The sequence below is a fragment of the Streptococcus mitis genome (assembly GCF_001074635.1).
Classification (GTDB): Bacteria; Bacillota; Bacilli; order Lactobacillales; family Streptococcaceae; genus Streptococcus; species Streptococcus mitis_E.
On sequence record NZ_JUQO01000062.1, the window covers coordinates 1 to 11,272 of the forward strand.

13 protein-coding genes and 1 tRNA gene are annotated in these 11,272 nt (G+C 41.2%); 12 read left to right on the forward strand and 2 right to left on the reverse strand.

The window, feature by feature from the left end:
- Window positions 1–329 precede the first annotated feature (329 nt).
- The 5 genes from ADI58_RS02240 (at window position 330) to ADI58_RS02260 (ending at window position 3,605) form a co-directional block, all read left to right on the forward strand.
- Entirely contained in the window at window positions 330–1,322 is a 993-nt protein-coding gene (locus ADI58_RS02240; RefSeq protein WP_049521296.1) for an ABC transporter ATP-binding protein, read from the forward strand.
- A gap of 1 nt (window position 1,323) precedes the next feature.
- Complete coding sequence (locus tag ADI58_RS02245) at window positions 1,324–2,142, forward strand: ABC transporter permease (protein ID WP_049521297.1); 819 nt, start codon at window positions 1,324–1,326, stop codon at window positions 2,140–2,142.
- A 1-nt stretch (window position 2,143) separates the two neighbouring features.
- Complete coding sequence (locus ADI58_RS02250) at window positions 2,144–2,929, forward strand: ABC transporter permease (protein ID WP_049521298.1); 786 nt, start codon at window positions 2,144–2,146, stop codon at window positions 2,927–2,929.
- Between the two features lie 100 nt (window positions 2,930–3,029).
- Window positions 3,030–3,102 (forward strand) — tRNA-Thr (locus ADI58_RS02255).
- 194 nt (window positions 3,103–3,296) lie between these two features.
- On the forward strand, window positions 3,297–3,605 hold the full coding sequence (locus ADI58_RS02260) for a hypothetical protein (protein WP_049521299.1): 309 nt from the start codon (window positions 3,297–3,299) through the stop codon (window positions 3,603–3,605).
- A gap of 79 nt (window positions 3,606–3,684) precedes the next feature.
- Here ADI58_RS02260 and ADI58_RS02265 read toward each other — a convergent pair whose 3' ends face one another.
- Window positions 3,685–4,044 (reverse strand): DUF3397 domain-containing protein, encoded by a 360-nt coding sequence (locus tag ADI58_RS02265; RefSeq protein ID WP_004236494.1) that lies wholly within the window; start codon window positions 4,042–4,044, stop codon window positions 3,685–3,687.
- 91 nt (window positions 4,045–4,135) lie between these two features.
- On the opposite strand from ADI58_RS02265, the gene mnmL reads away from it, so the two are divergent.
- Genes mnmL through ADI58_RS02290 form a run of 5 tightly spaced genes read left to right on the forward strand, consistent with a single transcriptional unit; the run spans window position 4,136 to window position 8,834 of the window.
- Entirely contained in the window at window positions 4,136–5,092 is a 957-nt protein-coding gene (gene mnmL, locus ADI58_RS02270) for a tRNA modification radical SAM protein MnmL/YtqA (RefSeq protein WP_049521306.1), read from the forward strand.
- Entirely contained in the window at window positions 5,076–5,633 is a 558-nt protein-coding gene (gene mnmM, locus ADI58_RS02275) for a tRNA 5-(aminomethyl)-2-thiouridylate-methyltransferase MnmM (protein ID WP_049521300.1), read from the forward strand. The genes mnmL and mnmM overlap by 17 nt, the downstream gene beginning before the upstream one ends.
- Window positions 5,626–5,880 (forward strand): hypothetical protein, encoded by a 255-nt coding sequence (locus tag ADI58_RS02280; RefSeq protein WP_049521301.1) that lies wholly within the window; start codon window positions 5,626–5,628, stop codon window positions 5,878–5,880. The genes mnmM and ADI58_RS02280 overlap by 8 nt, the downstream gene beginning before the upstream one ends.
- An 11-nt stretch (window positions 5,881–5,891) precedes the next feature.
- The gene (locus tag ADI58_RS02285; protein ID WP_049521302.1) at window positions 5,892–7,946 is read left to right on the forward strand and encodes a cation:proton antiporter; all 2,055 of its coding nucleotides are present in this window, start codon (window positions 5,892–5,894) and stop codon (window positions 7,944–7,946) included.
- Window positions 7,947–7,973: 27 nt separating this feature from the next.
- Entirely contained in the window at window positions 7,974–8,834 is an 861-nt protein-coding gene (locus ADI58_RS02290; protein WP_049521303.1) for a YihY/virulence factor BrkB family protein, read from the forward strand.
- A 79-nt stretch (window positions 8,835–8,913) separates the two neighbouring features.
- Here ADI58_RS02290 and queA read toward each other — a convergent pair whose 3' ends face one another.
- Window positions 8,914–9,942 (reverse strand): tRNA preQ1(34) S-adenosylmethionine ribosyltransferase-isomerase QueA, encoded by a 1,029-nt coding sequence (gene queA / locus ADI58_RS02295; protein ID WP_049521307.1) that lies wholly within the window; start codon window positions 9,940–9,942, stop codon window positions 8,914–8,916.
- Window positions 9,943–10,092: 150 nt separating this feature from the next.
- Between queA and ADI58_RS02300 the strand changes: the two genes are divergently transcribed.
- Both ADI58_RS02300 and rpsU read left to right on the forward strand, forming a co-directional pair.
- A complete protein-coding gene (locus ADI58_RS02300; protein WP_049521304.1) occupies window positions 10,093–10,800 on the forward strand; it encodes a glucosamine-6-phosphate deaminase in 708 nt (235 codons plus the stop codon).
- A gap of 150 nt (window positions 10,801–10,950) precedes the next feature.
- Window positions 10,951–11,127 carry a 30S ribosomal protein S21 gene (gene rpsU / locus ADI58_RS02305; RefSeq protein ID WP_000048054.1) on the forward strand — a complete coding sequence of 59 codons (177 nt, stop codon included), beginning with the start codon at window positions 10,951–10,953 and terminating at the stop codon, window positions 11,125–11,127.
- Window positions 11,128–11,272: the final 145 nt, after the last annotated feature.

Consider the following 11,272-nt stretch of genomic DNA (forward strand, 5'->3'; position numbering starts at 1 on the left):
CAAACCACGTCAGCTTCGCCTTGCCGTAGGTATGGTTACTGACTTCGTCAGTTCCATCTGCAACCTCAAAGCTGTGCTTTGAGCTACCTGCATCTAGCTTCTTAGTTTGCTCTTTGATTTTCATTGAGTATAAAAATACCACTTTAAGAGAAAAATTTTCAATTTCACAAATTTTAAGCAAACGCTTGCATTCTAGTTTTTATTGGACTATAATAGGTTGGTATAGAGCCTTTTGTAATAATAAAATGTAGAAGGTGTAGAAAGTAAGGATTTAGAATATTTGTAGTCAAAAATACAATGTTGCTATTCCTTGCGATAGGGGGATAGATATGGCAATGATAGAAGTGGAACATCTTCAGAAAAATTTTGTGAAGACTGTTAAGGAACCGGGCTTGAAGGGGGCTTTGCGTTCCTTTATTCATCCTGAAAAGCAGACCTTTGAAGCGGTCAAGGATTTGACCTTTGAGGTCCCAAAGGGGCAGATTTTAGGTTTTATTGGGGCAAATGGTGCTGGGAAGTCGACAACCATTAAAATGCTCACAGGGATTTTAAAACCGACATCTGGTTTTTGTCGGATTAACGGCAAGATTCCGCAGGACAATCGCCAAGATTATGTCAAGGATATTGGGGTTGTTTTTGGACAACGTACCCAGCTGTGGTGGGATTTGGCCCTGCAAGAGACCTACACGGTCTTAAAAGAGATTTACGATGTGCCAGACTCGCTCTTTCATAAGCGCATGGATTTTTTGAATGAAGTCTTGGATTTGAAGGACTTTATCAAGGATCCTGTGCGGACTCTTTCACTGGGACAGCGCATGCGGGCGGATATTGCGGCTTCCTTGCTCCACAATCCCAAGGTTCTCTTTTTAGATGAACCGACCATTGGTTTGGACGTTTCGGTCAAGGATAACATTCGTCGAGCCATTACCCAAATCAATCAGGAGGAAGAAACCACCATTCTCTTGACCACTCACGACCTGAGCGACATTGAGCAACTTTGTGATCGGATTTTTATGATTGACAAGGGGCAAGAGATTTTTGATGGAACGGTGAGCCAACTCAAGGAGACCTTTGGTAAGATGAAGACGCTCTCCTTTGAACTGGTGTCAGGTCAAAGTCATCTCGTCTCTCACTATGAAGGCTTTTCGGATATGACAATTGATAGACAAGGAAATAGCCTCAACATTGAATTCGATAGTTCACGCTACCAGTCAGCTGACATTATCAAGCAAACTCTGTCTGATTTTGAGATCCGCGATTTGAAGATGATGGATACGGATATTGAGGATATTATCCGTCGCTTCTACCGAAAGGAGCTCTAAGATGGTCAAATTATGGAGACGTTATAAACCCTTTATCAATGCAGGCGTTCAGGAGTTGATTACCTATCGAGTCAACTTTATTCTCTATCGAATTGGGGATGTCATGGGTGCTTTTGTAGCCTTTTATCTCTGGAAGGCTGTCTTTGATTCCTCCCAGGAGTCTTTGATTCAGGGTTTTAGTATGGCAGATATCACCCTCTACATCATCATGAGTTTTGTGACAAATCTTCTGACTAGGTCCGATTCGTCCTTTATGATTGGGGAGGAGGTCAAGGATGGTTCCATTATCATGCGCTTGTTGAGACCAGTGCATTTTGCAGCCTCTTATCTCTTTACTGAGCTTGGTTCCAAGTGGTTGATTTTTATTAGCGTTGGCCTTCCATTTTTAAGTGTCATTGTCTTGATGAAAATCATATCTGGACAAGGCATTGTAGAAGTGCTGGGATTAACTGTTCTTTATCTCTTTAGCCTAACGCTAGCTTATCTGATTAACTTTTTCTTTAATATTTGCTTTGGATTTTCAGCTTTTGTGTTTAAAAATCTTTGGGGTTCCAATCTACTCAAGACTTCCATAGTGGCCTTTATGTCTGGCAGTTTGATTCCCTTGGCTTTCTTTCCAAAGGTGGTTTCAGATATTCTCTCCTTCTTGCCTTTTTCATCCTTGATTTACACTCCGGTCATGATTATCGTTGGGAAATACGATGCCAGTCAGATGATTCAGGCGCTCGCTTTGCAGTTTTTCTGGCTCTTAGTGATGGTGGGCTTGTCTCAGTTGATTTGGAAACGAGTCCAGTCCTTTATTACCATTCAAGGAGGTTAGTATGAAAAAATATCAGCGTATGCATCTGATTTTTATTAGACAATACATCAAACAAATTATGGAATACAAGGTGGATTTTGTGGTTGGTGTGCTGGGAGTTTTTTTAACTCAAGGCTTGAACCTCTTGTTTCTTAATGTCATCTTTCAACACATCCCATCCCTAGAAGGTTGGACTTTTCAAGAAATTGCTTTTATCTATGGATTTTCCTTGATTCCCAAGGGACTGGACCATCTCTTTTTTGACAATCTCTGGGCACTAGGGCAACGCCTAGTCCGAAAAGGGGAGTTTGACAAGTATCTGACTCGTCCTATCAATCCTCTCTTTCACATCTTGGTTGAGACCTTTCAGATTGATGCCTTGGGTGAACTCTTAGTCGGTGGTATTTTATTGGGAACAACAGTGACTAGCATTGATTGGACTCTTCCAAAATTCCTGCTTTTCCTAGTTTGTATTCCTTTTGCGACCTTGATTTATACTTCTTTAAAAATTGCGACAGCTAGTATCGCTTTTTGGACCAAGCAGTCAGGCGCTATGATTTACATTTTCTATATGTTTAATGATTTTGCCAAGTATCCCATTTCAATTTATAATTCATTTCTTCGTTGGTTGATTAGCTTTATCGTGCCATTTGCCTTTACGGCCTACTATCCTGCTAGCTATTTCTTGCAGGACAAGGATGTGTTCTTTAACATCGGAGGTTTGATTTTGATTTCCCTTGTCTTTTTTGGTATTTCCCTTAAACTCTGGGACAGGGGCTTGGATTCTTATGAAAGCGCTGGGTCCTAAGACGAAGAAACTCAAAGCCTTGTCTCAGGACAGGCTTTTTCTAATAGTGATGAAAATTCCTTGACATCTATTCTCAGAGTGCTATACTGTAAGTGTAATAGCCGATTTAGCTCAGTTGGTAGAGCAAGGCACTCGTAAAGCCTAGGTCACAGGTTCAATCCCTGCAATCGGCAAAATGAAGAAACTCATTCTACTGGGTTTCTTTTTATTTTATCGCTATTATTGAACCACTTAGACCGAGATTGAGACCAGATAGGCAAAAGACCTTGTTCTTGGAACTGCCCTCTGCTATAATGATTGTTGTAAGGGACGTGAGGCGTCGATACCAGATGGTTCAAGTTTCTAAAAAGAAATTGGAGATAAAGAAATGAAAAAATTATTGGGGATTGTCTTTTTAGTAGCAGCAGCGACAGTATTGTATTTTGGTTCTGTTGGCTGGCCAACTTTGGACATTAACCTCTGGTCATTGATTCCGGTAGGCTTGTTCCTCTATTTCACTCTAGAGAATCTTTTGAAAAAGGATTACAAGGCTAGTCTGATGTGTTTAATTATTGCCTTTATCATCGCAAATGCAATTTTGGACCTGTTGCCAATTTCAAGTGGCTTGGTGATTGGAGCAGGTGTGCTAGCTTGTGTAGGGATTGGTTATCTCTTTCCTGATAAGGAAGGAAAATAAGAATTATTAAAAAAGATATAAAGAAAAACACTTCAATCATTGTATTTTAGTTTGATTGAGGTGTTTTCGATTTAGTTTTTTATTTCTGGGCCATCAATTCAACAATCATCTCGATATACATGACAAGGGTTAATAAGAATCCTGCACGCCAGAAGAATTTGATGAATTTAGGATAGTAAAAGCTACGTTTTTTCAAAAGGAAGAAAAAAACGAGAATAATGGCTAGGACTGAGAGGGCTAGGCCCAGTCTAGGGAGGAAATTATGGGTAAAGGTTTTAGCCGTAATAAGGTAATACTCAAATACCAAGACTGGAAAAGCCAAATCCGCAAAGTTTCGTCCTAGTTTTTTTAATCTAAAAAGTTTGGTTATGATAATGCAGACGACTAAGGTCAGTATCAACAATAAAATAGAGGCTAATTTCATTAAAATCATATCCATATTGTATCATAAAAAATGGCTAATGGAAACGAGAAACAGAGGAATTTATAGGAAAGTCAGGCTTTTGAGATTGTGGATGTTTTTTGTTATAATGAAGGTTATGAAATCTTATAACACCTTGAATGATTATTATCGAAAACTCTTTGGAGAAAAGACCTTTAAAGTCCCTATTGATGCGGGGTTTGACTGTCCCAATCGTGATGGAACTGTGGCTCATGGAGGCTGTACTTTTTGTACAGTTTCAGGTTCTGGAGATGCTATCGTAGCACCAGATGCGCCTATCCGTGAGCAATTTTATAAGGAAATTGACTTTATGCACCGTAAGTGGCCGGATGTGCAGAAGTATCTGGTTTATTTTCAAAATTTTACCAATACCCATGAAAAGGTGGAAGTCATCCGAGAGCGCTATGAACAGGCTATCAACGAGCCAGGTGTGGTAGGAATCAATATCGGAACGCGCCCAGACTGTTTACCAGACGAAACCATTGAATATTTGGCTGAGTTATCGGAGCGCATGCATGTGACGGTTGAATTGGGCTTGCAGACCACTTATGAAACAACTTCTGACCTGATTAACCGTGCCCATTCCTATGAGTTGTACGTGGAAACGGTCAAGCGTTTGAGAAAGTATCCAAAGATTGAGATTGTTTCCCATCTGATCAATGGACTTCCTGGTGAAACCCATGAGATGATGATTGAAAATGTCCGCCGCTGTGTCACTGATAACGATATTCAAGGAATTAAACTGCACTTGCTTCACCTGATGACTAATACGCGTATGCAACGAGATTACCACGAAGGACGTTTGCAGTTGATGAGTCAGGACGAGTATGTCAAGGTCATCTGTGATCAACTGGAAATCATTCCCAAGCATATCGTCATCCATCGAATCACAGGAGATGCACCTAGGGATATGCTGATTGGTCCTATGTGGAGCCTCAATAAATGGGAAGTCCTTAATAGTATTGAGACGGAGATGCGACGTCGTGGAAGTGTTCAAGGATGCAAGGCTGTAAAACAGGAGTTTGAAAATGAAAAGACCACTTGAAATGGCACATGATTTTTTGGCTGAGGTTGTAACTCAGGACGATATCGTAGTGGATGCGACTATGGGAAATGGTCACGACACCCTTTTTCTAGCCAAATTAGCCAAGCAAGTCTATGCCTTTGATATTCAGGAACAAGCCTTGGAAAAGACCAAGGAGCGTTTGGACCAGGCTGGCCTGACAAATGCCCAGTTAACCTTGCAAGGTCATGAGACACTGGACCAGTTTGTAACAGAAGCCAAGGCAGGGATTTTTAATCTTGGCTATCTGCCGTCAGCTGATAAGTCTGTCATCACCAGGCCTCAGACAACGATTGAAGCATTAGAAAAGCTGTGTCATATACTTGTCAAAGGTGGGCGGATTGCCATTATGATCTATTATGGTCATGAAGGAGGCGACCTCGAGAGGGATGCTGTCTTGGATTTTGTTAGTCAGTTGAACCAACAAGAGTACACAGCTGCCATTTACAGAACTTTAAACCAAGTCAACAACCCGCCATTTTTAGTGATGATTGAAAAATTAGAGAGATATAGACATGGATAAACAATACCTACGTGAAAAGCTGGATGCCATGCGCCAGAATTTTGTCGAATCAACCCACCACGAACGAGCAGTGGGTGTGTTAGACCAAGCGCATATGAGCAAAAAAATGCTTAAAATCAAGAAAAAATTAGTTGCTCTTGAGATGGAACGGTGCCAGAGAAAAATTGAGCACAAAGACTGTTCCAAAATTGACCAAAAAATCAAAGAGCAGAAGGAGATTTTTGAATCCTGTTGTAAAAAAGAGTAAGGAGGACGTGCGTGGAATTACTGATTTACCTCATCCTATTTTTACTGGTCTTGATTGTCTCAAGTACAACCAATAAGCTCCTGCCCTTTTTGCCTCTTCCCTTGGTACAGATTCTTTTGGGAATTGTGATTGGTCTCTTTTTACCCAATACTGACTTTCACCTCAATACCGAGTTGTTTTTGGCCCTGGTTATCGGGCCCTTGCTTTTTCGAGAGTCGGAAGAAGCGGACATTACAGCTATTTTAAAACACTGGCGAATCATTGTTTATCTCATATTTCCAGTGATTTTTATCTCTACCTTGAGTTTGGGTGGCTTGGCCCATCTTCTTTGGCTCAGTCTTCCCTTGGCGGCTTGCTTGGCTGTTGGGGCGGCACTTGGCCCTACGGATTTGGTGGCCTTTGCCTCTCTTTCGGAGCGCTTTAGTTTTCCAAAGCGTGTGTCCAATATCCTTAAGGGTGAAGGACTCTTGAATGACGCATCTGGCTTGGTGGCCTTTCAGGTAGCTTTGACAGCTTGGACAACTGGAGCCTTTTCCCTTGGGCAAGCTAGTAGTTCGCTCATCTTTTCAATCCTAGGCGGTTTTTTGATTGGCTTTTTAACAGCCATGACCAATCGTTTCCTCCATAGCTTCTTATTAAGTGTGCGAGCAACGGATATTGCCAGCGAACTTTTATTAGAATTGAGTTTGCCTCTGGTGACCTTCTTCCTGGCAGAAGAAGTCCACGTTTCAGGGATAATTGCCGTCGTAGTTGCTGGGATTTTAAAGGCAAGCCGTTTTAAGAAAATCACGCTCCTCGAAGCCCAAGTGGATACGGTGACCGAGACGGTCTGGCATACAGTGAACTTTATGCTGAACGGTTCTGTCTTTGTGATTTTAGGGATGGAGTTGGAAATGATAGCAGAGCCTATCTTGACCAACTCAATCTATAATCCCTTACTGTTATTGGTATCTCTTATAGCCCTTACCTTTGTCCTCTTTGCTATTCGTTTTGTCATGATTTATGGCTATTATGCCTATAGGACTAGACGTCTCAAGAAAAAGCTAAATAAGTATATGAAAGACATGCTTCTTTTGACCTTCTCAGGTGTCAAGGGAACAGTGTCGATTGCTACGATCCTTCTGATACCAAGTAATCTAGAACAAGAGTATCCTCTCTTGCTTTTCCTTGTCGCAGGTGTGACGCTTGTAAGCTTTTTAACAGGCCTCGTGGTCTTGCCTCATCTTTCGGATGAACAGGAAGAAAGCAAGGACTATCTCATGCATATCGCCATTTTGAATGAAGTGACGATTGAGTTGGAAAAAGAGTTGGAAGACACCAAAAATAAACTTCCCCTCTATGCGGCTATTGATAATTATCATGGACGAATAGAGAACCTTATCCTGAATCAAGAAAACAAGGGGGCTCAAGAAGACTGGGAGGCCTTGAAACTTCTTATCCTCAGTATTGAGAGTGATGGTCTGGAACAGGCTTACGAAGAGGAAAAGATGAGTGAGCGTGCCTATCGAGTTTACCAACGTTATTTGAAAAACATGGAACAAAGTATCAATCGTAAGTTTGCGTCACGATTGACCTATTATTTCCTTGTTTCCTTGCGGATTTTACGTTTTCTCCTTCATGAAGTCTTTACCTTAGGTAAGACCTTCCGCAGTTGGAAAAATGAAGAATCGCAGAAACTCAGAGCTCTTGACTATGATCAAATTGCAGAGCTCTATCTGGAAAATACAGAGATGATTATCGAAAGTCTGGAGAACCTTAAAGGGGTTTATAAGAGTTCTTTAATCAGCTTCATGCAGGATTCTCGTCTCCGAGAAACAGCTATCATCACCAGTGGTGCCTTTGTCGAACGGGTTATCAATCGCGTCAAACCCAACAATATCGATGAAATGCTGAGAGGCTATTATCTGGAGCGCAAGTTGATTTTCGAATACGAAGAAAAACGATTGATTACGACCAAGTATGCCAAGAAGTTACGACAAAATGTCAATAACTTAGAGAACTATTCTCTGAAGGAAGCTGCCAATACCCTGCCTTATGATATGATGGAATTGGTAAGAAGAAATTAATCAAGAGTGTAAGTGAAGGAGTGTGATATGAAGAAGTGGTGGAAAGAGCTGACAGACAAGCCTTTAGTAAAAGCTTTTTTGCATTATTATCAAGCATCAGATAGTGAGTTAACCAGTGTCGCAGTAGCCTACTATTGGTTGATTTCGATTTTTCCTCTGCTTTTGGTGGTGGTTAATATCCTCCCTTATTTTCAGATTCCAGTTTCTAATTTTTTGAAGGTTGTCAATGAATTTTTGCCCGATACCATGTATGATGTGGTCACAAAGATTATTACAGAAGTGCTGACCCAACCTTCAACGGGCTTATTGAGTTTTGCGGTTTTGTCAGCTCTCTGGACCTTTTCAAAATCCATGAATTTCCTACAGAAAGCCTTTAATAAAGCTTACGGAGTAGCAAAAAATCGTGGGATGATTTCTCATCAACTCATGAGTTTGTTTGTCAGTTTTGGTCTGCAGATTCTCTTTGCTTTAGCTCTGTTTTTGAGTGTCTTTGGCCGCATGCTTCTCAACCTTATCAAGAGCTACTGGAAATCGGATAGTCCTCTCTTTGATTATCTGCAAGACCTGACAGGCCCCTTGGTCTATGCCTTGATTTTTGCAATCTTGGTTATGCTTTATTATTTCCTGCCTAATGTTAAGGTCCGACGAATTCGCTCTGTATTGCCAGGTAGTGCCTTTGTCTTATTGACTCTGGCCTTACTGCTCAATATCTTTTCAGTCTATGTAAACAATTATGTCAATCACCTAGTTGATGTGCGTTTTTTCAGTTCCGTCGTCGTGGTGGTCATGATGTTTTGGTTTATTCTCATAGCTAAGATTTTAATTGTCGGTGCGGTGATCAATGCCAGTGTTCAGAGCTTGAAAGATCCGAGCTTTAGAATAAATTAACTCGTTTTTTATCCATTACAAAACGCATACTATCAAGGTTTTATAATGCCTGATAATATGCGCTTTTTGATTGTGAAAATTAGTAGATAAACATGGCATCGCCAAAACTAAAGAAGCGGTAGTGTTCTTGAATGGCATGGTGATAAGCGTCTAAGACTAATTCACGGCCTGCAAAGGCAGAAACCAACATGACCAGAGTTGATTTTGGCAGGTGGAAGTTGGTCGAGAAGGCATCTACGACCTTCCATTCATAGCCAGGTTTGATAAAGATATTGGTCCAGCCAGAATCTGCTTGGATTTGCCCATCAAACTTGGAACCAATAGTTTCCAAGGTGCGGATAGAAGTGGTTCCTACAGCGATGACGCGACCACCATTTTCCTTAACAGAGCGAAGGGTGGTAGCAGCTTCCTCAGAAAGTTGATAGAATTCTGAGTGCATTTCGTGTTCGTCCAGATTGTCAACAGAAACGGGTCTAAAGGTTCCAAGTCCGACATGAAGAGTCAGATAGACTAGATGAACTCCTTTAGCTTGGATTTCTGCCAGCAGTTCTTTGGTGAAGTGGAGACCAGCAGTAGGTGCTGCAGCAGAGCCACTTTCCTTGGCGTAAACAGTTTGATAGCGTTCACGATCATCCAGTTTTTCGTGGATATAAGGTGGCAGAGGCATTTCTCCTAGACTTTCCAAAACTTCTAGGAAAATTCCTTGGTACTCAAAGCGGACAATACGACCACCGTGGGTCAATTCTTCCGTAACGACAGCGCTGAGGCGACCATCACCAAAGCTGACACGAGTGCCAACCTTGAGGCGTTTGGCAGGTTTAGCCAGAACCTCCCACTCATCTCCAGCAGTATTTTTGAGCAGGAGAAGTTCCACATGGCCTCCTGTTTCTTCCTTTTGACCATAGAGGCGGGCAGGGAGAACGCGGGTGTCGTTCATAACGAGGGCATCACCAGGTTCCAGCATATCAATAATGGAGTGGAAGTGTTTATCCTGCATTTCTCCCGTCTCACGGTTGACAATGAGGAGTTTAGAGGCATCTCGTTTTTCAAGGGGCGTTTGGGCAATCAATTCCTCGGGTAAGTGGAAATCAAAATCAGCTGTATTCATATATTTGTTCATTCTTTCTAAGTTCTAATCCTATCCATTATAACATGTTTCAAGTTTGGACGCTCTTTTTTTAGAAATTAAATCGTTTTCACTTGACAAAAATTGGTCTATACCATATAATAAATATAGACAGAAATGGAGGATGAAAAGATGAAAGTCATTAAAGTTGAAAACCAAGTTGAAGGTGGAAAAGTTGCTTTTGAGATTTTGAAGGAAAAATTGGCCAATGGAGCTCAAACCCTAGGACTTGCGACAGGAAGTAGCCCACTTGAATTTTACAAGGAAATTGTTGAGAGTGACCTCGATTTTTCAAATCTAACAAGTGTCAACCTTGATGAGTATGTAGGCCTTGATGGCGACAATCCTCAGTCTTATCGTCACTTCATGCAAGAAAACTTGTTCAACCAAAAACCATTTAAAGAAAGTTTCTTGCCTCGTGGGGTTAAGGACAATGCTGAAGCTGAAGTTGAACGCTACAACCAAATTTTGGCTGACCATCCAGTTGACCTCCAAATCTTGGGAATCGGTCGCAATGGACATATCGGATTTAATGAACCTGGTACTCCATTTGACAGTCAAACGCATCTGGTAGAGCTTGACCAGTCTACTATTGAAGCCAATGCGCGCTTTTTTGACAAGATTGAAGACGTCCCAACCCAAGCCATTTCAATGGGGATTAAAAACATTTTGGATGCCAAGTCAATCCTTCTCTTTGCTTATGGTGAGTCGAAAGCAGAAGCCATTGCTGGAACAGTGTCTGGCCCAGTGACTGAGAATCTCCCAGCAAGTAGCCTCCAAAATCACCCTGATGTGACCATCATTGCAGATGCTGAAGCGCTCAGCTTGTTAGAAAAATAAAAAAGCAGCACCCTTCAGTTCTTCTATTGAATGCTTTCAAGACTTGTATAAATGGAAGAAAAAATCAAAATTAAACCGGATTTTTTCTTGACAATTATTCCTTTTACGTGTAAAATAGAATAGATCTTGAACTTGAAGGGAGTGAAAAAAATGTCTAAAACAGTAGTACGTAAGAATGAATCTCTTGACGACGCACTTCGTCGTTTCAAACGTGCGGTTACTAAAGCTGGTACTCTTCAAGAAACACGCAAACGTGAATTCTATGAAAAACCTTCTGTAAAACGTAAACGTAAATCAGAAGCAGCTCGTAAACGTAAAAAATTCTAATTAGAAATGAAAGGCTGGAGAAATCTAGTCCTTTTTCTTTTAATACTCTTCGAAAATCTCTTCAAACCACGTCAACGTCGCCTTGCCGTAGATATGGTTACTGACTTCGTCAGTTTCATCTACAACCTCAAAGCAGTGCTTTGAG

Excerpts from the sequence above, each read along its gene's own strand:
- ADI58_RS02280 (WP_049521301.1), top strand. The coding sequence starts at position 5,626 with ATGGATAAACAATACCTACGTGAAAAGCTGGATGCCATGCGCCAGAAT.
- ADI58_RS02260 (WP_049521299.1), top strand. The coding sequence starts at position 3,297 with ATGAAAAAATTATTGGGGATTGTCTTTTTAGTAGCAGCAGCGACAGTA.
- queA (WP_049521307.1), bottom strand. The coding sequence starts at position 9,942 with ATGAATACAGCTGATTTTGATTTCCACTTACCCGAGGAATTGATTGCC.
- ADI58_RS02240 (WP_049521296.1), top strand. The coding sequence starts at position 330 with ATGGCAATGATAGAAGTGGAACATCTTCAGAAAAATTTTGTGAAGACT.
- ADI58_RS02290 (WP_049521303.1), top strand. The coding sequence starts at position 7,974 with ATGAAGAAGTGGTGGAAAGAGCTGACAGACAAGCCTTTAGTAAAAGCT.
- mnmL (WP_049521306.1), top strand. The coding sequence starts at position 4,136 with ATGAAGGTTATGAAATCTTATAACACCTTGAATGATTATTATCGAAAA.
- mnmM (WP_049521300.1), top strand. The coding sequence starts at position 5,076 with ATGAAAAGACCACTTGAAATGGCACATGATTTTTTGGCTGAGGTTGTA.
- ADI58_RS02250 (WP_049521298.1), top strand. The coding sequence starts at position 2,144 with ATGAAAAAATATCAGCGTATGCATCTGATTTTTATTAGACAATACATC.
- ADI58_RS02265 (WP_004236494.1), bottom strand. The coding sequence starts at position 4,044 with ATGGATATGATTTTAATGAAATTAGCCTCTATTTTATTGTTGATACTG.
- rpsU (WP_000048054.1), top strand. The coding sequence starts at position 10,951 with ATGTCTAAAACAGTAGTACGTAAGAATGAATCTCTTGACGACGCACTT.
- ADI58_RS02245 (WP_049521297.1), top strand. The coding sequence starts at position 1,324 with ATGGTCAAATTATGGAGACGTTATAAACCCTTTATCAATGCAGGCGTT.
- ADI58_RS02300 (WP_049521304.1), top strand. The coding sequence starts at position 10,093 with ATGAAAGTCATTAAAGTTGAAAACCAAGTTGAAGGTGGAAAAGTTGCT.